Source organism: Streptomyces bugieae, assembly GCF_036352915.1.
Classification (GTDB): domain Bacteria; phylum Actinomycetota; class Actinomycetes; order Streptomycetales; family Streptomycetaceae; genus Streptomyces; species Streptomyces endophytica.
Genome location: NZ_JAZBJP010000009.1, coordinates 112,631 through 134,214 on the forward strand (window position 1 = coordinate 112,631; position 21,584 = coordinate 134,214).

Consider the following 21,584-nt stretch of genomic DNA (forward strand, 5'->3'; position numbering starts at 1 on the left):
CGCGCTCCCGAGGATCCCTTCCACCACCGATGCCTGGAGGACGGGCATGACGACCACCACCAGCCCTGAGACGAACCCGACACCCCCGGCGACCGCCCCGGCCCCCTGGCCCGACCTGGTGAGCGCGGCGCTCCTGGGCACCGAGCGGCGGCGGCCGCCGGTGGCCGTACGGCCCGGGCAGAGTGCGGCGGCGGCCCTGCTGGACGCGGCCGCGGTGAGCACGGTGCGGCGCCGGGCCGCACTGCGCCCCGCCCCGGCCGGTGAGCGGCCGGCCCCGGCCCCGGACGACCCGCGGCCGCCGCTGCCGCTCCCGGCGCGCCGCAGGCTCGCCCTGCTGCTCGCCGACCGCGGCGATACGGGAGGCGGCAGCCGCCGCGGCGCGGCCCCCGACCTGACGGAGCTGCTGCCCCAGTGGCTGGCCGCCGCCGGCGCGTACGGCTACCGCGCCCCGGAGGCCCTGCTGCCCGCCCTGCTCGACGCCGCCCGGGCCCGTACGGACCTGCGGCCGGCCGCGCTGGCGCTGGCCGGGCCCCGGGCGCTGTGGCTGGCGCGGCTCAACGACGCCTGGAAGTTCGCGCTCCGCGGGACCGGCGGCGCGGCCGTCCTGCCCGAGGGCGAGGCACCCGAGGAGATCGCACGGCGGTGGGAGGAGGGGCTGTTCGCGGAGCGGGTGGCCCTGTTGACGGCGGTGCGCCGCCGCGATCCGGAGGCGGGCCGGGACCTGCTGGCAACGACCTGGTCCACGGAGCGCGCCGAGGACCGGCTGATGTTCCTCGACTCGCTGCGCGAGGAGCTCACGGCGGGCGACGAGCCCTTCCTGGAGCAGGCGCTGTCCGACCGCAGCCGCACGGTCCGGGCCACCGCCGCCGAGCTGCTCTCCGCGCTGCCCGGTTCGGCCCTCGCGGCCCGGATGGCGCAGCGGGCACAGGTCTGCGTGGGCCTGGATCCCGCGGCGGGCCCGGAGGCGGTGATCCGGGTCGAGCCGCCCCGGGAGTGCGATGCGGGGATGCAGCGGGACGGCGTGGTGTCCAAGCCGCCCTCCGGGCGGGGCGAACGGTCCTGGTGGCTGGGCCAGTTGGTGGAGGCGACGCCGCTCGGCGGATGGGAGGCGCGGTTCGGCGGCCGCGCTCCGGAGGAGATCGTCGCGCTCCCGGTGGCGGACAACTGGCGGACCGAACTGCACGACGCCTGGTGCCGGGCCGCCGTGCGCCAGCGGGACGCCGCCTGGGCGCGGGCCCTGCTGGGCGTGCCCGGCGCGCCGTCCCGGACCGGCGAGGTCGCACCGGCCGGTTCCTCACGGGACCTGACCAAGCTGCTGACCGTGCTCCCGGACGGCGAACGGGCCGGCTGGGTGGCGGAGTTCATCGCCGCGCACGGCCTGTCGGACGCGTTCCGGATGCTCGGGGTGTGCGCGGTCCCGTGGGCCGAGCCGCTGGGCCGGTCCGTCGTCGACGCCCTGGACATCGCCCGGGACGCCGGCAGCTATCCGTGGAGCTTCAGCGGGGTGATGGGCCTGGCCGAGCGCTGTCTGGACCCGGCGGCGGCGGACCGGCTCGCGATGCTCACCGCGGTCACGGACGAGCCCGAGGGCGCCTCGCCCGGCTCCGGCGGCTACTGGTCCGAGGCGTTCCAGCGGCTGGTCGGCACGCTCCGGCTGCGCGCCACGATGCGCGCCGAGCTCCTCCCGCCGCCGGATGCCGGGACCACCGGCGGCAGCGACCCGACCGCCGATGCCGCCGCTTCCCGTGCTGTCGCCGATGCCGATACGGCCGCCGGTGCCGGCACGGCTGGCGGTGCCGCTACGGCCGCCCCGGACGACGGGTCCGCGCCATGATCATGCTCGTCGCCCCCCGGGCCTCAGACCGCCAGCGAGCGCACGTTCGCGTTGACCCACTCCACGATCGAGGCGGTGGTCGCGCCGGGCGTGAAGATCTCGGCGACGCCCTGGGCCTTCAGCGGGGGGATGTCGGCCTCGGGGATGATGCCGCCGCCGAAGACCTTGATGTCCGCCGCGTCGCGCTCCGCCAGCAGCGCGATGACCTTCGCGAAGAGGGTGTTGTGCGCGCCGGAGAGGATGGACAGCCCGATCGCGTCGGCGTCCTCCTGGATCGCGGTGTCGACGATCTGCTCCGGGGTCTGGTGCAGCCCGGTGTAGATGACCTCCATACCGGCGTCGCGCAGCGCCCGGGCGATGACCTTGGCGCCCCGGTCGTGCCCGTCCAGCCCCGGCTTGGCCACCACGACACGGATCGGCCCCGACCGGCCCGCCGCGCCAGGGGTCCCCGCCTGCGCTCCGTCCTGCCGAGCCACACTCATCACTGCCTCCAAGCCCTGCACGGCACGGTGGTGCCGCCAAGCCGACAATCGGGCGCGCGACCGCGATCCGGCGGCCACGACGTGAACGAACGTTATCGCCAGCATCCAGTATCCAGCCGTTTCGTGACATCCGGCGAGGGGGAAATCACACCTGGGACACGTTCGCTACGCGCCGCGTTCCGTGCGTCGTACCGCCAGGGCCGGGCGGAGTGCGCGCGGGCCGGGCGCTCGGGGAGCCGCAGCCGGGCCGCCGCACCATCGATCGTCACGCGTATCGGGGCGAGTGCGCCCGTGCGCCGCCGCTCATGGCTTCCCACGAGGGCATCGGGGGTCAGCGCCGCCTGCCGCATGCCGTTCGGGAGGTCGGTCATGCAGACCCTGCCCTGTCTTCGCACCACCCTCGTGGACCTCGCGGTCCTCGCCGGGCATCTGCTCCTCTATCCCACCGGCATGTCCCGGGAGCGCCCCGTGCCAGGGCCGTCCCGCTCGGCGGAGGGCACCGTTCCGCTCCTCCCGACCGAGGGCCGGGCACATCCGCCCGTCCTGCTGCTGCACGGCTTCATCGACAACCGCTCCGTCTTCGTACTGCTGCGCCGTTCACTGCACCGCCACGGCTGGTGCCACGTCGAGGCGCTCAACTACTCCCCGCTGACCTGCGACCTGAGGAAGGCGGCGGAGTTGCTGGGCCGGCATGTGGCGGACGTCTGCGCGCGGACCGGCCACCGGCGGGTGGACATCGTCGGGCACAGCCTGGGCGGTCTGATCGCCCGCTACTACGTCCAGCGGCTCGGCGGCGACGCCCGGGTCCGCAGGGTCGTCACCCTCGGCACCCCGCACGCCGGCACCCGCATCGCCCCTTTGATGTCGGCGCACCCGATCGTCCGCCAGATGCGCCCCGATTCCGAGGTGATAGCGGAGTTGTCGCTGCCGGCGCCGAATTGCCGGACGCAATTTGTCGCTTTCTGGAGTGAGGCGGATCAGGTGATGATTCCAGCCACCGCGGCCAGAATCGATCACCCCGATTTGCTCGCCCACAACGTCCATGTCGCCGGTGTCGGACATCTCGCCCTCCCGGTGAACGGCACCGTGGCGGCCGGCATACGCGAGGCACTGGCCGCGGCGGCCCCGGCGGCCGGAGAGGGGGCAAACGGAGCCATATCCGTGGCCTGAGGCCGCTTCGTACGGTGACGAGCGATCGAACAGACATCGAACGGGTCGCCAAGAACTCGCATGGGCTCTGCCGAAAGGCGGCCAAATGCCCGGTCTCGGCGAGCCCAAAACCTGTGGAAGATTGTCGCCGTCGTGTACCGCCGGGTACAGTCGCCGCTAATTCTCCTGCTGCCGAGGCGAAAGAGAAGTTGGTGAACGACCGTCACCCATCGGAGGCCACGCTTCCGACCGGCTCCGCTTCCGACGCCTCGTATGCGCACTATCCGGCCTACGAGTCCTACGGGCAGCAGCATTCCCCGGCAGGTGGCGCCGAATACGGCGACGGCGACCCCCTCTTCGGCTCGCTCCCCGGCGCGTACGACACCGGTGCCCACGCCACGGGCGGTTACGACACCGGCGGCTATCCCGGCGGGACGTACGACACCGGCGCCTACGACACGAGCACGTACGGCACGGGCAGCTACGGCACCACCGACTACGGCACCGGGACCTACCCGGCGGCGGGCGACGGCTACGCCACCGGCGGGTACGACACCGGCAGCTACCCCACGGCGCAGTGGGACAGCGGCGCCTACGACCCGTACGCGCACACCGCGTACGAGACCCCGGCGCAGGACCCGAGCGGCTACGACACCCACGGCGCCACGGTCTACGGCGTCGGCGGGTACGACACCGGCAGCTACCCCACCACCGGCTACGACACCGGCAGTTACCCCGCCGGCGCGTACGACGCGTACGGGACGACCGGCGGCTACGAGACGGTGGGTACGCACGAGGCGTACGGGACGACGGCCGGCTATGACGCCCTCGGGCAGCAGGCCACCGCGGTCGAGGAGACCGCGGCCTTCGAGACGGCGGCCTTCGAGACCGCGACCTTCGACGCCGTCGGCGTCGACGCGATGAGCACGGACCAGCTCGACACCGCGAGCTACGAAGCCACCGCGATCTGGTCCACCACCGACCAGCCGTTGATGGCCGGCATCCCCGCCCAGCCCGGCCCGCCCCCGGCCGACTCCGCCACCTGGGACGACCGCGACGACACCGGCGGCCTGACCGATGAAGCCCACGACGGCGACGCCGCCGCCGTGGCCGAGGCCCCGACCCAGGCGATGCCGGTGACCTCCCCGGCCCCCGCCCCCGCTTCCCGGCGGGTCGCCGGGCCCGCCGCCGGGAAGCCGGTCCGCGGCCGCGGCCGGCGCCGCCCGGCGAAGCGTTCGGCGCTGCTGACCGTCGCCGTGCCGTCGGTCGCCGCCATGGGCGTCTGCGGGGTCGCCGCCGCGTCCGTCGCCGGTCTCGGCGGCAACGACAAGGACGACACCACCACCCAGGCCAGCGCGCCGGACCCGGGCGGCGTCCAGCGGACCGCGGCCAACAAGAAGCTCGACACCCAGCTCGCCGGACTCAGCGCCGGCGCCGACGACTTCCGCGACCGGGCCAGCCGCACCCAGGAACGGATCGACCTCAAGGAACGCCAGGCGCTGGAACGCAAGCGCAAGGAGCAGGAGGCCGCCCGCAAAGAGGCGCTGCGGCCGAAGTACGTCCTGCCGGTGACCCAGCACGGGCTCAGCGCGCTCTTCGGCCAGGCCGGCGTGAACTGGATGTCCGTGCACACCGGCATCGACTTCCCGGTCAGCTACGGCACCCCGGTCATGTCCGCCACCGACGGCACCATCCGCACCCAGTGGAACTCCGCCTACGGCAACATGGCGATCGTGACCGCGCCGGACGGCACGGAGACCTGGTACTGCCATCTGAGCAGCACCAAGATCCGGTCGGGTTCGGTCAAGGCCGGTGAGCAGATTGCCTATTCGGGCAACTCCGGCAATTCCACCGGTCCGCATCTGCACTTCGAGGTGCGTCCCGGGGGCGGCGCGGCGGTCGACCCGATCCCGTGGCTGCGCAGCCACGGCCTCAATCCGAACTGACCCCCGCCGTACCGTTCCTGCAGCGCCGGCCACCGGCCGGCGCCCGGAACTCCGTCAGAGCTTCTCCACCGGTGCGTACCGCAGCAGCAGCCGCTTGGGCTTCTCGCCGCCGAAGTCGATCGTCGCCTCGGCGTTGTCCCCGCTGCCCTTGACGGCGACGACCGTGCCCAGCCCGAAGCTGTCGTGGGTGACGCGGTCGCCGACGGCCAGCGAGACCACCTGGCGGTCTCCGGTCCGGCGGGTGGCGAACCCGCTCGGTCCCTTGGCGCGGGACGAGGACAGCGAGGAGCCGATGCCCCCGCCGAAGCCGCCACCGCCGCCGCCCCGGGACGAGAGCCCGCCCATCGACGCGGACGGGGTCGCCGGGCCGGTCCGCTTCCACTCGACGTAGTCGTCCGGGATCTCCTCCAGGAACCGCGACGGCGGGTTGTACGAGGGCTGGCCCCAGGCGCTGCGCATCGTCGAGCGGGTGACGTACAGCCGCTCGCGGGCGCGGGTGATGCCGACGTACGCCAGCCGGCGCTCCTCCTCCAGCTCCTTGGTCTGGCCCAGCGCGCGCATGTGCGGGAAGACGCCGTCCTCCATGCCGGTCAGGAAGACGACGGGGAATTCCAGGCCCTTGGCGGTGTGCAGCGTCATGAGGGTGACCACGCCGCTGCCCTCCTCGTCCTCGTCGGGGATCTGGTCGGAGTCGGCGACCAGCGCGACCTGTTCGAGGAAGTCGGAGAGGGTGCCGGGGTTCTCCTCGCCGCGGTCCTGCTCGAATTCCAGGGCGACCGCGGCGAGTTCCTGGAGGTTCTCGATCCGGGTCTCGTCCTGCGGGTCGGTGGACGCCTGGAGCTCGGCGAGGTAGCCCGTGCGCTCCAGGACGGCCTCCAGGATCGTGGCGGGCCCGGCGCCGGACTCCACGATCGTCCGCAGCTCCTCCATCAGGACGTTGAAGCGCTTGACGGCGTTGGCGGAGCGGGCCGCCATGCCGTACGCCTCGTCGACCCGGCGCAGGGCCTGCGGGAAGGTGATCTTCTCGCGGAGCGACAGGGCGTCGATCATCGCCTCGGCGCGCTCGCCGATGCCGCGCTTGGGGACGTTCAGGATGCGGCGCAGCGGGACGCTGTCCTCGGGGTTGGCGAGCACGCGCAGGTACGCGAGGACGTCGCGGACCTCCTTGCGCTCGTAGAAGCGCACTCCGCCGACGACCTTGTAGGGCAGCCCGACCCGGATGAGGATCTCCTCGAAGACGCGGGACTGGGCGTTGGTGCGGTAGAAGACGGCGACGTCGCCGGCCTTGGCGTCGCCGGCGTCGGTCAGCCGGTCGATCTCGTCGGCGACGAACTGCGCCTCGTCGTGCTCGGTGTCGGCGACATAGCCGTTGATCTTGGGGCCGGCGCCGGCGTCGGTCCAGAGGTTCTTGGGGCGGCGGTTCTCGTTGCGCTCGATGACCGCGTTGGCGGCCGACAGGATGGTCTGCGAGGAGCGGTAGTTCTGCTCCAGCAGGATCGTGGTCGCGTCCGGGTAGTCCTCCTCGAACTGGAGGATGTTGCGGATCGTGGCGCCGCGGAAGGCGTAGATCGACTGGTCGGCGTCGCCGACGACGCACAGCTCGGCGGCGGGGATGTCGGCGGTGCCGGTCCCCACGAGCTCGCGGACGAGGGTGTACTGGGCGTGGTTGGTGTCCTGGTACTCGTCGACGAGGACGTGCCGGAAGCGGCGGCGGTAGTGCTCGGCGACGTCCGGGAAGGCCTGGAGGAGGTTGACCGTCGTCATGATGATGTCGTCGAAGTCCAGGGCGTTGGCCTCGCGCAGCCGCGCCTGGTACATCGCGTACGCCTCGGCCAGGGTCTTCTCGAAGCCGTCGGCGGCCGTCCCCGCGAAGGTCTCCTCGTCGATGAGCTCGTTCTTGAGGTTGGAGATCTTCGCGCTGAAGGACTTGGGCGGGAAGCGCTTGGGGTCGAGGTCCAGATCGCGGCAGACCAGGGACATCAGGCGCTTGGAGTCGGCGGCGTCGTAGATCGAGAACGAGGACGTGAAGCCGAGCTTCTTGGACTCGCGACGCAGGATCCGCACGCAGGCGCTGTGGAAGGTGGAGACCCACATGGCGTTGGCGCGCGGGCCGACCAGCTGCTCGACGCGCTCCTTCATCTCGCCGGCGGCCTTGTTCGTGAAGGTGATCGCGAGTATCTGGCCGGGGTGGACGTGCCGCTCGGCGAGGAGGTGCGCGATGCGGTGGGTGAGCACCCGGGTCTTGCCGGAGCCGGCGCCGGCGACGATCAGCAGCGGGCCGCCGGTGTGCACCACGGCGGCCTTCTGCTGGTCGTTGAGCCCCTCGAGCAGCGCGGCGGGGTCGATGGCCGGGCGGGCGGCGCCGTCGCGGTAGTACGCGTCCCTGGGCACGGGCGCGTCGAACCGCCCGCCGAACAGGTCGGCGGGGATCTCCTCGGGGACCGGCCCGTGCTCGTCCTCGGGAGGCGGCGGGGGCTCCTCGTCCTTGTGGCCGAGGTCCGCCAGGAAGCTGTCGTCAAAGAGGCTGCTCATCGCCCACCGAGTCTAGGCCGCCGCACCGACAGCGTGCCGGGGACTGTGGACAAGTGGCCGGGACGGCCACAAAGCGGAACGGCATCACTCAGGTCACGAAAAGGTTTCGGGCATATCGAACATCAGCCTTCACAGGAGCCACACGAGTTGGCTAACGTCCTCGCTCAGGCAGCCCGCCTCCCCGCGGACGACAGCGTTCGCACGGGCCGCCCACGCCGAGTCCGGCCCTGCCCGCGACGTGTCCCTCCGGTCACGCCCGGGTCACCCGGAGCCGGGGACCCACCAGCAACACCGGGGTGAATCGATCCGTCCGACCGACGCCAGCGGACGTACGGACCGTAGGGCACGGCCTTCCGTCAGCGACACCGCCCGAACCCGACAGCTAACCCGGTAGGCGGTCCACGGAAGGAGTTGCCGGCCTTGGCGTCCCATCGCAAGCCGCGCACCAGCGTTCTCACCTCGCCCGGGAGCCGCCGTACGGCGGCCGGGCTCACCACCGCCGCACTCGCCTCGGTCACCCTGCTCTCGCAGACCGCCGACGCCGCCCCCAGGGCCCCCAAGCCCACCATCGAAGAGGTCAAGCAGAAGGTCGACGGCCTCTACCGGCAGGCCGAGGTGGCCACCCAGAAGTACAACGCCGCCAAGGAGCGCGCCGACCACCAGCGCGAGACCGTGGACGGGCTGCTCAACGCCGCGGCCAAGCGGGCGGAGAAGATGAACGCGTCCCGGCGGGAGCTCGGGACGTTCGCCTCGGCGCAGTACCGCACCGGCGGCATGAACCCGACCGCGCAGCTGATGCTCGCCAAGGACCCGCAGCAGTTCTTCGACCGCAGCCACCTGATGGAGCGGCTGACCGGGCGGCAGCAGCAGGCCGTCACCGACTACCAGCAGCAGGCCGCGGCCGCCGCCCGCCAGCGGGCCGAGGCGAGCCGCAGCCTGGATCAGCTGCAGAGCACGCAGGCCGCGCTGAAGGAGTCCAAGCGCTCCGTGCAGCAGAAGCTCGCCGAGGCCCGGCAGCTGCTGTCCCGGCTGACCGCCCAGGAGAAGGCGCGGCTGGCCGAACTGGAGCGCCAGAAGGAGGCGGCGGCCAAGCGCCGGGCCGCGGAGGAGGCGCGCAAGCAGCAGGAGCGCGAGCGGCAGCGGCAGCAGGACGGCGGCTCGACCGGCGGCCAGACCGGCGGGGACACCGGCGGCTCCACCGGGGGCTCGCAGTCCACCAAGGCCGAGAAGGCCCTGGCGTTCGCCCGCGCCCAGATCGGCAAGCCGTACGTCTGGGGCGCCACCGGGCCCTCGTCCTACGACTGCTCGGGGCTGACCCAGGCGGCGTGGAAGGCGGCCGGGGTCGATCTGCCGCGCACCACCTGGGAACAGGTCAAGGTCGGCCAGCGGGTGGCGACCAAGGACCTGCAACCCGGTGACCTGGTCTTCTTCTTCGACGACATCAGCCACGTCGGCATGTACATAGGCGGCGGCAAGATGATCCACGCCCCGCACCCGGGCGCCAACGTCCGGGAGGAGTCGATCTACTACATGCCGATCTACGGGAGCGTCCGCCTGGGCTGACGCCCGGCCCCGCTCCCCACGGCCCACCCCCCACGGCCACCCCCCACACGCCACCGCGCGGCCCTCGCCTCCGGATCCCGGAGCGCGACGGCCGCGCGGTGTGCTGCTGTGGGTGCGCCGTTGCCGGGTCCCGGGCACTACGGGCCCGGGACCGTACGGCCGGCGCTCTCAGGTCCAGAGGACGGCGATGAAGATGTTGGCCATCGTGAGGCCGCCGACCGCGCCGAACAGCGCCTTGTCGATCTGCTCCTCGTCCCGCTTGACGTAGACCAGCGCCAGGATCACCACCAGGACGGCCATCTTGATGCCGATCTTGATGGTGTTGACCGGGTGGTCCTGCGCCTGGTTGAGGCCGACCAGCACGATGCCGGTGACCAGCATCGTCAGCGCGCCGTGCAGCATGGCCGGAACGAACCGGGCGGTGCCCGCACCCATCGCCTTCATCTGCGTCAGGAAGCCGCCCAGCAGGGCGGCGATGCCGATGATGTGCAGGCCGACGAAGATATTGATGACTACGTCCATGGGGCCGGATCGTATCCGCCGCATAGCACGCCCTTTCCGGCAGGGCGTCCACATTCGCCGCTTCGGTCAGCGCGGAGCGGCCCCGGCGACCGGGCGATGGCGCTCCGGTCAGCCGCGTTCCGGCAGCGGTCGAAACCGAACAATGCCGCGCAAGCGAGCCCACCCCCGTGACGCCCGGGCTTAGCGTCCTCCTCCAGGCGGCCGACTCCCCGCCGCGCCGGACCCCGCACCGGCGTTCCGTCGGCCGCCCCGCCGAGAGGTACGGCGGCGGCCGCCCCGTCTCACGGGCCGCCGCCGGACCCACGGCCCGAAGGGAAGGAAGTGACGGCCACCGTGGCCTCGCACCGCAAGCCCAGGCAGCATCCGCTCGCCTCGCTCACCGGCGGCTCGCGCACCGCGCGCACCGCCCGCACGGCCGCCACTCTGGCCCTCGCCGGCGCCGCCACCGCCACCGCCTTCGACGGCACCGGCCAGGCGGCGAACCTGCCCACCCCCGCCCAGGTCAAGGGCCGGGTCGACGCGCTGTACCAGGAGGCAGAGGTGGCCACACAGAAGTACGACGGCGCGAAGGAAGCCGCCGAGACCGCACGCGAGGAGCTGAGCAGGCTGCAGGACGAGGCCGCCCGCAGGACCCAGAAGCTGAACACCGCGCGGGCCGGGCTGGGCGCCCTGGCCGCCTCCCAGTACCGCTCCGGCGGCGTGGACCCCACCGTACGGCTGCTGCTGTCCGCCGATCCGCAGCGCTATCTGGACGGCGCCGCGGTGCTGGAGCGGACGGGCAGCCACCAGGCGAGCGCGGTGGCCGGGTACGCGCGCCGGCTCGGCAGCGTGCGGCAGGTCCGGCAGCGGGCCGAGGAGACCGCGGAACGGCTGACCCGGAACGAGACCACGCTGAAGAAGCACCGGGTCACCGTCGTGCGGAAACTGGACGCCGCGGAGCAGCTGCTGGCCCGGCTGACGGCGGAGCAGCGGGGCCGGATGGCCGGACGGGACGGCTCGCGGGCCGGGACGGCGGGCGGCCGGGCGGACCGCGGGGGCGGCGGGCGCGACGGCGGTCTGCTCGGCGGGATCCCCACCGGCTCGGCGGCCGCGGCCACCGCCTCGGCGCAGCAGGCGCCCAACGCGCGGGCCGCCCGGGCGGTTTCGTTCGCCTACGCCGCGCTCGGCAAGCCGTACGTCTGGGGCGCGACCGGGCCCGCCGCGTACGACTGCTCGGGGCTGACCCAGGCGGCATGGCGGTCGGGCGGGGTCTCCCTCCCGCGCACCACCTACACCCAGATCAACGCCGGCCCGCGCATCGACCGTTCCCAACTGGCCCCCGGTGACCTGGTGTTCTTCTACACGGCCATCAGTCACGTGGGGCTCTACATCGGCGACGGGAAGATGATCCACGCGCCGCACCCGGGCGCGCCGGTGCGGATCGCGCCGATCGACCAGATGCCCTTCGCGGGCGCCACGCGGCCGGCGTAGGGGACCACGCGGCCGGAGTAGGAGCCACGCGGCCGGCGCAGGGGTCCGGTCCGCCGCGCCCGGTGCGCCTGCTCAGGCCCGCAGCTGTGTGCCCAGCCAGCGGAAGATCTCCGGGACCTGGTTGCGCCACACCACCGTGGTGTGGCCACCGGCGTTCGCCGCTATCCGGTGCACGGTGACCGTCGTCGGGCGCTTCGCGAGCTGCTGGAGGCCGATGCCCGCCTGGTAGCCGTCGCCGGCCGCACCCGACACGTACAGGGCGGTGCGCGGCGGACGGCCGGCCGCGTTGGCGGCCTTCAGGATGTGCAGCGGGTTGGACTGGACGCGCAGCACGGGGTCCTTGCCGGCGAGCGAGTCGGGCTCCAGCGCCGGGTCGTTGTAGCCGGACATGGCGACGGCGGCGCGGTAGCGGTCCGGGTGGGCCAGGGCCAGCTTGGCGGCGCAGTGGGCGCCGGCCGAGTAGCCGGCCAGGGCCCAGGAGTGCGGCTGGTCGCCGGCCCGGAAGTTGTCGACGATCATCTGGCGGACGTCGACGGTCAGCCAGCTGTCCGCGTTGACCTTGCCGGTGATGTTGACGCAGCCGGTGTCGGCGCCGGTGAGCAGGGTGGTGCGCGGCGCCACCAGGATGGCGGGCTTGATCTCGCCGCGCTGCATCTTCGGGCCGAGCTGCTCGGCGACGTGCAGCGCGCCGAACCAGGCCTTCGCCGACCCGGGGTAGCCGGGCAGCAGCTCGACGACGGGGAACTTCCTGTTCTTGAAGGCCGGGTCGTTGTACTGCGGCGGCAGCCAGACGTACACCTCGCCGACCACGCCCGAGATGCGGCCCTTGAGGTTGGTCATCTGGACGCCGGGGCCCACCTTCGGGTCGTCGGCCGGCCGGAACTGCTGGATCTGCTTGGGCTGGTTCTTGATCTGCCGGCCGCCCATGCCGTCCGGCCCGAGGTCCTTCGCGACCGCGACGTGGCTGTCGGTGCCGAGCAGGTCACCCCAGGTGTCGTAGAGGTTGTTCGCGTTGTTGACCAGCACGAACACCACCGTGATGGCGGTGAACTGGGCGAACAGCAGCATCAGCAGCCGGGCGAGGCCGCGCAGCAACGGCGGCCCGGCTATCCGGCTCCAGATGGCCAGCGGCAGCACGACGGCGATGACCAGCAGCACGATCGAGGTGAGGAAGAAGGGCGTGCCCGTCAGGCTCATCGGGAACTCGCTTCCAGGACGCATGACACGAAGGACGTGGGGTGGGGTGGTTCGGGCCCCGCCTTCGGCAGTGAGCCTCTCCGCGCCCTTAGATGGCGATCCGTGTGGTCCTGGTTGCCCGTCTTTGGTCCTTCTTTACGCCTTCCTCTGTGCCCCCTGTTGTCCGTGTGGCGCCGCCCGGGGCGGCGCGGGTCAGACCAGGCGGCGGGCCGCGGCCCAGCGGGTCAGCTCGTGGCGGTTGGACAGCTGGAGCTTGCGCAGCACCGCCGAGACATGCGACTCGACCGTCTTCACGGAGATGAACAGCTGCTTGGCGACCTCCTTGTACGCATAGCCGCGGGCGATCATCCGCAGCACCTCGCGCTCGCGCTGGGTGAGACGGTCCAGGTCCTCGTCGATCGGCGGGGCGTCCGTCGAGGCGAAGGCGTCCAGGACGAAGCCGGCCAGCCGCGGGGAGAAGACCGCATCGCCGTCGGCCACCCGGAAGATCGCGTTGATCAGGTCCGTGCCGGTGATCGTCTTGGTGACGTAGCCGCGGGCGCCGCCACGGATGACGCCGATGACGTCTTCGGCCGCATCGGAGACGGACAGGGCGAGGAAGCGGACCGGGTGCTCCGGGTCGGCCATCATCGCGGCGCTGCGGCGCAGCACCTCGGCGCCGCCGCCCCCGGGGAGGTGGACGTCCAGGAGGACGACCTCGGGGCGGGTGGCGGTGATGACCGTGATGGCCTGGTCGACGTCGGCGGCCTCGCCGACCACCTCGACGCGGGTCCGCTCGGTCACGCCGATCTCGGCCTGGACGCCCGTACGGAACATCCGGTGGTCGTCGACCAGCACCACCCGTACGGTGCGGTCGCCGTCCTCCGCGCCGCCGTTGCCGTCCTGCTGTGCGCCCTCGCTGCTCATGTCTTCCGTCCGTCCCTCGGTGTCTGCCCGGTCATCATCCCGTGTCCCGCCCGGCCCGGTCATGTGTCGGCCTCCTGGGCGGTGCGCTCCATCTCCAGCTCGACGACCGTGCCGCCCTCGGGGGCGGAGCGCAGCCGGGCGGTGCCGCCGTGGCGCTCCATGCGGCCGATGATCGACTCGCGGACGCCCATCCGGTCGGCGGGGACGGCGTCCAGGTCGAATCCGGGGCCCCGGTCGCGCACCGAGACGAAGACCGATGAGCCCTCCACCTCGGCGAACACCTGGACCGCGCCGCCCTCACCGCCGTATTTGGCGGCGTTGACCATCGCCTCGCGGGCGGCCTGCATCTGGGCGCCCAGCGCCTCGTCCAGCGGGCAGTCGCCGACGACCACGACCTCGATCGGGACGCCGTGGTGGTCCTCCACCTCGGCGGCGGCCTTGCGCACCGCCTCCGCGAGCGTGGCCGGCTCCTCGTCCTCGTCCTTGCCGCGGCCCTCGGGCTTGTAGAGCCAGGCGCGCAGCTCGCGTTCCTGGGCCCGGGCCAGCCGCGCCACCTCGCGGGGGTCGTCGGCGTTGCGCTGGATCAGGGTGAGGGTGTGCAGCACGGAGTCGTGGACGTGGGCGGCGACCTCGGCGCGCTCCTGGGCACGGATCCGCATCAGCCGCTCCTCGGAGAGGTCCTGGGCCATCCGCACCAGATACGGGCCGGCCAGCAGGGCGATGCCGACGACCACGGCGAGCGCGGCCTGCAGCACCGAGCCGAGGTGCTGCACCGAACCCTGCAGCACCACGATGCCGGTCACGCCGACGCAGACCAGCAGCACGCCGGCCGCGCCGCGCAGCACCGGCAGCAGCCCCTTGCGGCGGCCGAGCTCCAGCCACTGCGCGCGCCGGGAGTTGTCCGCCTGACGCCACACCAGGGCGACGCCGGCGCCGATCAGCAGGACCGGCCAGAGATAGCCGTTGGCCTGGCCGAGCTGGAAGCGGGAGGCGACGACGGCCGCGCCGATCAGCAGGGCGATCAGCGCGAAGACCTGCCCCCGGTCCGGCCGGCGGGCCAGCAGCCGCCGCCGGCCGTCGCCGTGGCCGGGCTGCCGGTGCTCCACGCCCCCGACGCCCAGCGGGACGAAGAACCAGAACGCGGCGTACAGCAGGGCGCCCATGCCGTCGGCCATGAAGAGGGCCACGAAGACGATCCGCACCCAGGAGACCGGCAGGCCGAGGTGCCCGGCGAGGCCGCGCGCGACGCCGCCCAGCAGCCGCCCGTCTGCGCTGCGGTAGAGCTTGCGCACGGGTGGCTCGTCGGGGTCCGGCGCCGGGGCATAAGTCGTCTCGGCGCGGGGTGGTGCGGTGGTCATGTCCCCGATCGTCACACGCGCCGGGCGCCCGGGGCATCAGGGTCGACCCTGAACCGGCCCTGACCTTCCCCTGAGCCGGTCGGGGTCTCAGCTCTTGGGGGCGATCTTGCGGAAGCCGTCCTTCACGTCCGAGAAGACCTTCTCGAACTTCGACCAGTTGGCCGCGGGCGCGGCGACGTAGATCGCGTACTCCTTGTCGCCCTCGCGACCGAAGCCCAGGTCGATCCCGCGGTAGGTGCGGGCCCGGCCGCCGAACGTGAACTCCCAGATGGCCGCGGGATCGCCCTGGAAGACCGTGTCCTGCAGGCGCAGCCGGGTGTACACCGGGTACAGCTTCCGGAAGTCGGACTCGACGTCCTTGAAGTGCTGCACCTGGTCGGCCGAGGAGAAGTCCAGGACGCTGACGGTGATCTGGGCGAGCTCGGCGTCGGAGGCGTAGACGATCTGCCGGCCGCCGTCCTTGACCTGGCGCCGCCATCCGTCGGGCACCGGGAAGGTGACGCCCACCGCGGACTCGACGGCCTTGTGGTAGCCGGCCGGGAGGGGCGGCGGCGGTCCGATGCTGCTGCTCGGCACGCCGGGCAGCACGGGCACGCCCTTGTCGCTCGTCGCCTTGTTGCCCGTCGCCTTGTTGGCCGAGGCGGGGTCCTCATGCTGCGTCAGGTACCAGGCCGCTCCCGCGCCGCCGCCGACGAGCAGCGCCCCGGCGACGCTCAGGGCCACGACCCGGCCGCCCCGCCGCTTACGGGACATGGAGGCGCCGGCCGGTACGCCACGGCCGCCGAGGCCGCCGTCGGGGAGGGCCACCCGGCCCGTGACGCCGCCGTCGGCGGCCAGGCCCGTGCCGGTGCCGGTGGTTGTTCCGGTGCGGGCCGGGGCGGCCGATACGCCGCCCGTGTGCGGCACCGCGCGGGTCGTCGCCTCCGAGTGCTCGTCCGGTCTGATCGGTTCCTCGCCCGCCGACCCGGGGGCCAGCGGCGGCCAGCCGAGCAGCGCGGTCTCCGCGTCGCTCTCGGCGGCCCGCAGCGCCTGTTCGACGACGTCGACGGTGGGCCGGTCCTCCGGTTCCTTGGCGAGCAGCGCCTCGACGAGCGGGGTGAGCGGCCCGGCGTTGCGCGGCGGGTCGAGCGGGTCCATGGCGATCGCGTAGGCCGTCTCGACCGCGGTGTTCTTACGGAACGGGGGCCTTCCCTCGACCGCCTGATAGAGCGTCGCGCCCAGTGCCCACAGATCGGAGGCGGGGCCCGGGGTGCCCCCCTTGACGCGTTCCGGCGCCAAGTAGTCGATGGAGCCCACCAGCTCGCCGGTCTTGGTGAGGGTGGACGTGCCGGAGGCGACCGCGATGCCGAAGTCGGTGAGCACGACCCGGCCGTCCTCGCCGAGCAGCACGTTGCCGGGCTTGACGTCGCGGTGCAGCACACCGGCGGAGTGCGCGGCCCGCAGCGCCGCGATCATGCCGCGGCCGATCCGGGCGGCCTCGCGCGGGGTGACCGAACCACCGGTCCGCGCGGCCTCCTTGATGGCGTCTCCGAGCGTCGTGGAGGGGACGTACTCCATGACGATGCAGGGCAGCCCGGCGTCGTCCACGACGTCGTGCACGCCCACGACGTTGGGGTGGTTGATGCGCGCCGCGGCCTGCGCCTCACGGGTGGTGCGTTCATGGCGGGTCGCCAGTTCGTCCGCCTCGAGCTGCGGCGACACGTGCAGGCGCTTGACGGCGACCTGACGCCCGAGGAGTTCGTCCCGGGCCCGCCAGACGGTGCCCATCCCGCCCTGGCCTATCCGTTCAACCAGGCGATACCGCCCGGCGACCAGTCGCCCCTCGTCCACCGACGCCGCCTCCGTCACCGCACGCCCCTCCGGAAACCCGTACGTATCCGAGGCGCAACGATAGTCTCCGACGCCGGCGCTCAGCCCCCGGCCCACCGCTGGCAGGTTCGTGTCCGCCGGTCGGGGCGGAGGCGCGTGGCATATGCCCGCCGGCGGGGGATTTCCGCACGGCCCTGAGAAGTGTCGGGGGTGCCGGCGGCGGATCTCAGGGATCTGCCAGGGTTTCCACGGATGCCGCGCTCGCGTTGATCTTGTCACCATGGGTCCATGAACGAAGCAGCCCCCGTCGCGGAGCCGGCACCGTCCGACCCCGCCGGCCCCACCCCACCGCATCCGCCGCTGCGCCGCAGCCGGCGGCACAAGGTCGTCGCCGGGGTGTGCGGCGGGCTGGGCCGGCAGTGGGACCTCGACCCGGTCATCTTCCGGATCGTGCTGGCCGTGCTCTCCGTCGGCGGCGTGGGCCTGATCCTCTACGGCTTCGCGTGGCTGGCGATCCCCCTCGACGGCGAGGAGGAGAACGAGGGCCGCAGGCTGCTGTCCGGCCGCGTCGAGGGTTCCGCGCTGACCGCCCTGCTCGTCGCGCTGGTCGGCTGCGGACTGTTCCTGACCACGCTCGCCAAGGGCAGCATGATGTCCTTCGCCATCATGTTGCTGCTGGCGGTGGGCGGTTCGGCGTACTGGTCGCGGCGGCGCCGGCAGGCGGAAGCCCAGGGCCCGGAGTCGATGGACGCCGCCACGGCCCAGGCGGTCGCCGACGCCCCGCCGGAGACCAAGGCGCCGCCGGTGCCCGCCAGTCCCTCCTGGTGGCGCGATCCGCGCTCGCGGGACGCGGCCGGCGGGGGCTATCTGTGGGGCCCGGAGACCACCCCGCTCCCCCTGGACGTCACGTACCGCTTCACCCATGGCGCGGACGCGACCACCGCTTCCGGTCAGGGCACTTGGTCCGGCGCCGGCCGGCCGCCGGGACCGCCCGTGCCGGCGGGCGGCGCCCACCCCGTCGGCGGCCCGCGCAGGAACCGGCGCCCCGGGCGCCCGATAGGCGGCCGGACCTTCCTGCTCGCCCTGTTCGGCGGCGCCGGCACCGCCCTCGCCGTCGCCCGGCACACCACCTTCGTACCGTCCGTCCAGGCGGGTCTGGCCGCCGCGCTGGTCGTCTTCGGCCTGGGGCTGGTCCTCAGCGCCTGGTTCGGGCGGACCGGCGGCGGCACGGTCTTCCTGATGGTGTTGACGGCCCTGATGCTGGCCGGCGTGACGGTGCTGCCGCGCACCTTCACGGCCGACTGGCAGAACCGCAGCTGGACCCCGACCACCATCGCCGCCGTGCAGCCGCACTACGCACTCGGCTCCGGCTCGGGCGAGTTGGACCTCAGCGAGTTGCCCCTCAAGGGCGGCCGTACGGTCCACACCCGCGCCGACGTGGGCGCCGGCCGCCTCCAGGTGACCCTGCCGCCGGGCGTCACCACCCGGCTGCACATATCGCTCGGCCTGGGCGACATCCGGCTGCCCGGCGAAGCGGCCGAGCACGTGGAGCTGCTGGCGGGCGGTCAGGACAAGACGATCACGCTGCCCGCCGACGGCCTGAAGAAGGGCGAGAAGCCGCACGGGGTGCTCGACCTGGACCTCAGCGTCGGCGCCGGCCAGGTCGACATCCAGCGCGCCACCCCGGTCCCGGCGCCGACCCCGTCGACGTCCGCCTCGTCGACGCCCGTCCCGTCGACGCCCGTCCCGTCGGCCACCGCGTCCCCGTCGGCCACCACGCCCACGGCACCCGCCGCCCCGCGACCGGCCGCGGCAACGGCCGCCCCGACCCGCCAGGGAGCCCCCCAGTGAAGCGCCACCCCTTCGAACCGGCCCGGCTGATCACCGGAGTCACCGCTCTCACCCTGGGCACGGGCTATGGCCTCGACGCCCTGGGCGTCTGGGAGGCGCCCGGCCCCTGGCTGCTCCTGGCGCTCCCCGCCGGCCTCCTCCTCTCCGGCATCACCGCCGCCGTCTGGGCCACGATCCGCCGCCACCACGCCGACCGCACCGACCACTCCGACCGCGCCCGCCGCACCGACCGCACCGAGGAGGGGCCCACGACACAGCACCCATGACTCCCCGGGGCCCAAAGGGTGCCCCTAGCCGAACAGCTGCGCACCGTGTCGTTTGCGGCGGTTGGCGAGGGCCGCGTCGAGGGAGAAGCGCGGCGTACCGGCCAGCACGAGCGGCAGCCAGGCGATCAGGTAGGCGAGGTCGTTGCCGTAGTAGTACGGCGTGGTCGCCCAGCTCACGGTGAGCCACAGCGTCAGCGAGATCAGCGCGCCGCCGAACGCCGCGAGCCGGCCCAGCAGTCCGACCAGCGTCCCCAGGCCGACCGCCAGCTCGCCCGCCGCGATGGCGTAACCGAAGCCCACCGGGCTCTTCTGTGCCAGGTCGACGAGTTGCGGCAGCGCCGCCGCGTCATGGACCTGACGCAGCATGTCCCCGAGCGAACCGGACCCACCGGCCGCCAGGAAGGCCGGGTCGGTCAGCTTGTCGATCCCCGCGTAGAGGAAGGTGGCACCCAGGAAGAGGCGCAGCGGGAGCAGCGCGTGGCGCCCCAGTTGTCCGCGCAGTCCGGTGCCGGGTCCGTCGGCGCCCGAGCTCGCCAAGTCGGCACCGATCGTGCGATTCGCGTGAACCATGACGTCCGCCTCTCCGTTGCCACCGGGAGCGACGATTGTGCCCGCGCCCGCGCCTCAGAGAGAGATACGTACGCACCTGCGCAAGAGGTTCAACGGACCGATGCACTTCCGGCGACTGCTGCACACAGAATCGACACCCGGGGGCGACCGGCGGCAGACCGTGCCCGACGCAGGAGACCGAAACCGCCGCAGGGTTCACGTGGAGTCTTCATGTGGATTGTTCATGTGGAGTGTTCACGTGGAGTTGAGCCCGGCAGCACGCCCTGCCACTCGTCTCGCCCGGACGCTCAATCCCCCCACCTCGTGATCGCTCAGCCCCCACCTCGTGATCGCTCAGTCCCCACCTCGTGATCGCTCAGTCCACCACGTCGATCGGAAAGGCCGCCGTCTCGACCCCCGCCGCCGTGATGACCCGGACCTCCACCCGGCCCGGTTCGACATCGACCGGGACCGGGACGGTGAGCACGCCGTCCGTGGGATTGGCGAAGCCGCCGGCCACCGGGACCAGCGGTACCGGGACGTGGACCGCGCCGATCCGTACCACGGTGCGGGCCAGCCGGTCGGGCGTGGTGGCCCCCGGGGGAACGAAACCGGCGCCGCGGATCTCGATGTCGTCGCCGGTGCGGACCGGCGCCGCGAGGTCCCCCAGTTCGCGCGCACGGACCACCGAGAGGATCACCGGGCGGCCGCCGGTCACCAGCTTCCCGGCGAGGTACGCCGTCCCGGAGACGCCCGCCAGGGCCACCAAACCCCACGGCAGTCGGGGCAGTTGACCCGGCTGCCCGGCCAGCCGGACCAGGGCGAACACCAGCACCGCGGCGTTGACCAGGACGTACTGCACGTCCAGGAAGCTGCCGCGCCCGGCGTCGTCCGTCAGCAGATCGGCACCCCGCGGCCGCTCCGCGGGCACCTTCTGCAGCCACCCGGTCCGCACCCGCACGGCCACCAGCCCGTACGCCAGCACCGCCACCCCGCAGACGAGGCCGAGCAGCCCCAGCGCCGTACCGGAGTGCGCGAGCGCCAGGCCGCCGAGCAGGCGGTGCCGCTCGTCGGGGGCGGTCGCGATCGCCAGCCGGACGGCCATGATCAGCACGGCGTACAGCACGACGGCCGCCCAGGCCGCGGCGACCGTCCGCGAGGTGGACAGCCGGCCGTCCTCCCCGATCAGCGGCGCCAGCGCCCCGCCGTGCGACCGGTGCAACCAGGCCGCCGCGGTCAGTCCCAGCGCCAGCAGGACGGCCGCGAGCAGCCCCGCCGTACGGAACACCGTCCAGCCGGCGCCGATCGCGGTCAGCGCCTCGCCGACGAGCAGGGCCACCACCGCCCCCCAGACCACCAGCAGGGTGCGCCACCGCACGGCGTTCAGCCAGGCGACGCCCTCGGCGGCGCCGCGCCTGGCCAGCTCCCGGGCCGACAGGGTCAGTTCGTCGGAGACCCACTGGCGGGCGGCGCCGGCCGAGTGCGCGAGCCCGGCCGGGACGCCGCGCCCGGCGGCGAAGTCCTCGCGCAGCGCGACGAACGCGGCGACCGCCTGCCGGTGGCCCGCCCGGGCGCCGTGCGGGCACCGTCCGCACCGGCACTCGTCACCGTCGGCGCGCTCCGCGCCGCCCTCCGGCTCGCCCGTTCCGGCCATGCTGGCCGCCGTATCAACCGACACGTCCGTTACCGTCCCGCCACCGATGCGATCAACTCGTCCTGTGTAAAGGCGAATTGTGCCTCAAAGGGCAGCGGCGGTGAGCAACCGTCCAGCTGGTGGCGGGTGGTACCGGCATCGCCACGTTGACGCTGCATCGCCGCGTTGACGCGACATCGGCACGTTGGCCTGGCATCGCCGCGTTGACGCGACATCGGCACGTCGACGCGCCATCGCCACGTCGACGCTCCATCGGTACGTCGACGCGCCATCGATACGCTGCCGCCCCGCCACCGCGGCCCGTACCCCCCTCCCCGACCCCCTCCCTCGGTCCGCTCCTCCCCCGGCCCGTACGCCCCTCCCCCAGCCCTCCCGCCGTCCCCGCCCGGCCTCACGCACATCCGCTCGGCGGCCGACCGCGCAAACCGGGCGCTTCCCCTATTCGGGCGAACCGGGGCACGGGGACGGCTGAGCCGTCCGCCCGCTGCGCAAGCTC

16 protein-coding genes and 1 riboswitch are annotated in these 21,584 nt (G+C 73.3%); of the genes, 7 read left to right on the forward strand and 9 right to left on the reverse strand.

The genetic code is table 11. The features are described 5' to 3' along the window. The first annotated feature begins 46 nt into the window (after window positions 1-46). Window positions 47-1,834 (forward strand): DUF5691 domain-containing protein, encoded by a 1,788-nt coding sequence (locus V2J85_RS17965; RefSeq protein WP_330822168.1) that lies wholly within the window; start codon window positions 47-49, stop codon window positions 1,832-1,834. Between the two features lie 23 nt (window positions 1,835-1,857). On the opposite strand, the gene V2J85_RS17970 is transcribed toward V2J85_RS17965, so the two are convergent. Then, complete coding sequence (locus tag V2J85_RS17970) at window positions 1,858-2,316, reverse strand: cobalamin B12-binding domain-containing protein (protein ID WP_261956117.1); 459 nt, start codon at window positions 2,314-2,316, stop codon at window positions 1,858-1,860. Between the two features lie 369 nt (window positions 2,317-2,685). Between V2J85_RS17970 and V2J85_RS17975 the strand changes: the two genes are divergently transcribed. Both V2J85_RS17975 and V2J85_RS17980 read left to right on the forward strand, forming a co-directional pair. Then, window positions 2,686-3,486 carry an esterase/lipase family protein gene (locus V2J85_RS17975; RefSeq protein ID WP_261956118.1) on the forward strand — a complete coding sequence of 267 codons (801 nt, stop codon included), beginning with the start codon at window positions 2,686-2,688 and terminating at the stop codon, window positions 3,484-3,486. Between the two features lie 191 nt (window positions 3,487-3,677). Next, entirely contained in the window at window positions 3,678-5,411 is a 1,734-nt protein-coding gene (locus V2J85_RS17980; protein ID WP_261956119.1) for a M23 family metallopeptidase, read from the forward strand. 54 nt (window positions 5,412-5,465) lie between these two features. Here V2J85_RS17980 and pcrA read toward each other — a convergent pair whose 3' ends face one another. Next, the gene (pcrA, locus tag V2J85_RS17985) at window positions 5,466-7,943 is read right to left on the reverse strand and encodes a DNA helicase PcrA (RefSeq protein ID WP_261956120.1); all 2,478 of its coding nucleotides are present in this window, start codon (window positions 7,941-7,943) and stop codon (window positions 5,466-5,468) included. A gap of 243 nt (window positions 7,944-8,186) precedes the next feature. Beyond that, window positions 8,187-8,356: riboswitch (cyclic di-AMP (ydaO/yuaA leader) on the forward strand. 7 nt (window positions 8,357-8,363) lie between these two features. Here pcrA and V2J85_RS17990 point away from each other — a divergent pair. Then, window positions 8,364-9,506: a C40 family peptidase gene (locus V2J85_RS17990; protein ID WP_261956121.1), complete on the forward strand. Its 1,143-nt coding sequence runs from the start codon at window positions 8,364-8,366 to the stop codon at window positions 9,504-9,506. 168 nt (window positions 9,507-9,674) lie between these two features. Here the strand turns inward: V2J85_RS17990 and V2J85_RS17995 are convergent, their stop codons facing one another. After that, the gene (locus V2J85_RS17995; RefSeq protein WP_261956122.1) at window positions 9,675-10,028 is read right to left on the reverse strand and encodes a hypothetical protein; all 354 of its coding nucleotides are present in this window, start codon (window positions 10,026-10,028) and stop codon (window positions 9,675-9,677) included. A 321-nt stretch (window positions 10,029-10,349) separates the two neighbouring features. Between V2J85_RS17995 and V2J85_RS18000 the strand changes: the two genes are divergently transcribed. Further along, window positions 10,350-11,498, forward strand: a complete 1,149-nt coding sequence (locus tag V2J85_RS18000; protein ID WP_330822171.1) for a C40 family peptidase — start codon at window positions 10,350-10,352, stop codon at window positions 11,496-11,498. Between the two features lie 72 nt (window positions 11,499-11,570). On the opposite strand, the gene V2J85_RS18005 is transcribed toward V2J85_RS18000, so the two are convergent. The 4 genes from V2J85_RS18005 to V2J85_RS18020 all read right to left on the reverse strand — a co-directional run bounded on the left by V2J85_RS18005 (window position 11,571) and on the right by V2J85_RS18020 (window position 16,807). Then, on the reverse strand, window positions 11,571-12,695 hold the full coding sequence (locus V2J85_RS18005; protein ID WP_261956124.1) for an alpha/beta hydrolase: 1,125 nt from the start codon (window positions 12,693-12,695) through the stop codon (window positions 11,571-11,573). A gap of 192 nt (window positions 12,696-12,887) precedes the next feature. Beyond that, the gene (locus V2J85_RS18010; RefSeq protein WP_261956125.1) at window positions 12,888-13,601 is read right to left on the reverse strand and encodes a LuxR C-terminal-related transcriptional regulator; all 714 of its coding nucleotides are present in this window, start codon (window positions 13,599-13,601) and stop codon (window positions 12,888-12,890) included. Window positions 13,602-13,660: 59 nt separating this feature from the next. Beyond that, window positions 13,661-14,959, reverse strand: a complete 1,299-nt coding sequence (locus V2J85_RS18015; protein WP_261956126.1) for an ATP-binding protein — start codon at window positions 14,957-14,959, stop codon at window positions 13,661-13,663. 87 nt (window positions 14,960-15,046) lie between these two features. Next, on the reverse strand, window positions 15,047-16,807 hold the full coding sequence (locus V2J85_RS18020) for a serine/threonine-protein kinase (protein ID WP_419836797.1): 1,761 nt from the start codon (window positions 16,805-16,807) through the stop codon (window positions 15,047-15,049). Window positions 16,808-17,056: 249 nt separating this feature from the next. Here V2J85_RS18020 and V2J85_RS18025 point away from each other — a divergent pair, with 249 nt between their 5' ends. Further along, the gene (locus tag V2J85_RS18025) at window positions 17,057-18,619 is read left to right on the forward strand and encodes a PspC domain-containing protein (protein ID WP_330822173.1); all 1,563 of its coding nucleotides are present in this window, start codon (window positions 17,057-17,059) and stop codon (window positions 18,617-18,619) included. Further along, the gene (locus V2J85_RS18030; RefSeq protein WP_261956128.1) at window positions 18,616-18,885 is read left to right on the forward strand and encodes a hypothetical protein; all 270 of its coding nucleotides are present in this window, start codon (window positions 18,616-18,618) and stop codon (window positions 18,883-18,885) included. The genes V2J85_RS18025 and V2J85_RS18030 overlap by 4 nt, the downstream gene beginning before the upstream one ends. 24 nt (window positions 18,886-18,909) lie before the next feature. Here V2J85_RS18030 and V2J85_RS18035 read toward each other — a convergent pair whose 3' ends face one another. Together V2J85_RS18035 and V2J85_RS18040 are read right to left on the reverse strand one after the other, a co-directional pair. Then, window positions 18,910-19,455, reverse strand: coding sequence for a TQO small subunit DoxD (locus tag V2J85_RS18035; RefSeq protein ID WP_261956129.1), 546 nt, complete (start codon window positions 19,453-19,455; stop codon window positions 18,910-18,912). 355 nt (window positions 19,456-19,810) lie between these two features. Further along, window positions 19,811-21,088 (reverse strand): hypothetical protein, encoded by a 1,278-nt coding sequence (locus V2J85_RS18040; RefSeq protein ID WP_261957478.1) that lies wholly within the window; start codon window positions 21,086-21,088, stop codon window positions 19,811-19,813. Window positions 21,089-21,584: the final 496 nt, after the last annotated feature.

Bases quoted from the DNA above. Each gene is read 5' to 3' on its own strand.
- V2J85_RS18015 (WP_261956126.1), bottom strand. From the start codon at position 14,959: ATGACCACCGCACCACCCCGCGCCGAGACGACTTATGCCCCGGCGCCG.
- V2J85_RS18010 (WP_261956125.1), bottom strand. From the start codon at position 13,601: ATGAGCAGCGAGGGCGCACAGCAGGACGGCAACGGCGGCGCGGAGGAC.
- V2J85_RS17975 (WP_261956118.1), top strand. From the start codon at position 2,686: ATGCAGACCCTGCCCTGTCTTCGCACCACCCTCGTGGACCTCGCGGTC.
- V2J85_RS18005 (WP_261956124.1), bottom strand. From the start codon at position 12,695: ATGAGCCTGACGGGCACGCCCTTCTTCCTCACCTCGATCGTGCTGCTG.
- V2J85_RS17970 (WP_261956117.1), bottom strand. From the start codon at position 2,316: ATGAGTGTGGCTCGGCAGGACGGAGCGCAGGCGGGGACCCCTGGCGCG.
- V2J85_RS18025 (WP_330822173.1), top strand. From the start codon at position 17,057: ATGAACGAAGCAGCCCCCGTCGCGGAGCCGGCACCGTCCGACCCCGCC.
- V2J85_RS18035 (WP_261956129.1), bottom strand. From the start codon at position 19,455: ATGGTTCACGCGAATCGCACGATCGGTGCCGACTTGGCGAGCTCGGGC.
- pcrA (WP_261956120.1), bottom strand. From the start codon at position 7,943: ATGAGCAGCCTCTTTGACGACAGCTTCCTGGCGGACCTCGGCCACAAG.
- V2J85_RS18040 (WP_261957478.1), bottom strand. From the start codon at position 21,088: ATGGCCGGAACGGGCGAGCCGGAGGGCGGCGCGGAGCGCGCCGACGGT.
- V2J85_RS17965 (WP_330822168.1), top strand. From the start codon at position 47: ATGACGACCACCACCAGCCCTGAGACGAACCCGACACCCCCGGCGACC.
- V2J85_RS17995 (WP_261956122.1), bottom strand. From the start codon at position 10,028: ATGGACGTAGTCATCAATATCTTCGTCGGCCTGCACATCATCGGCATC.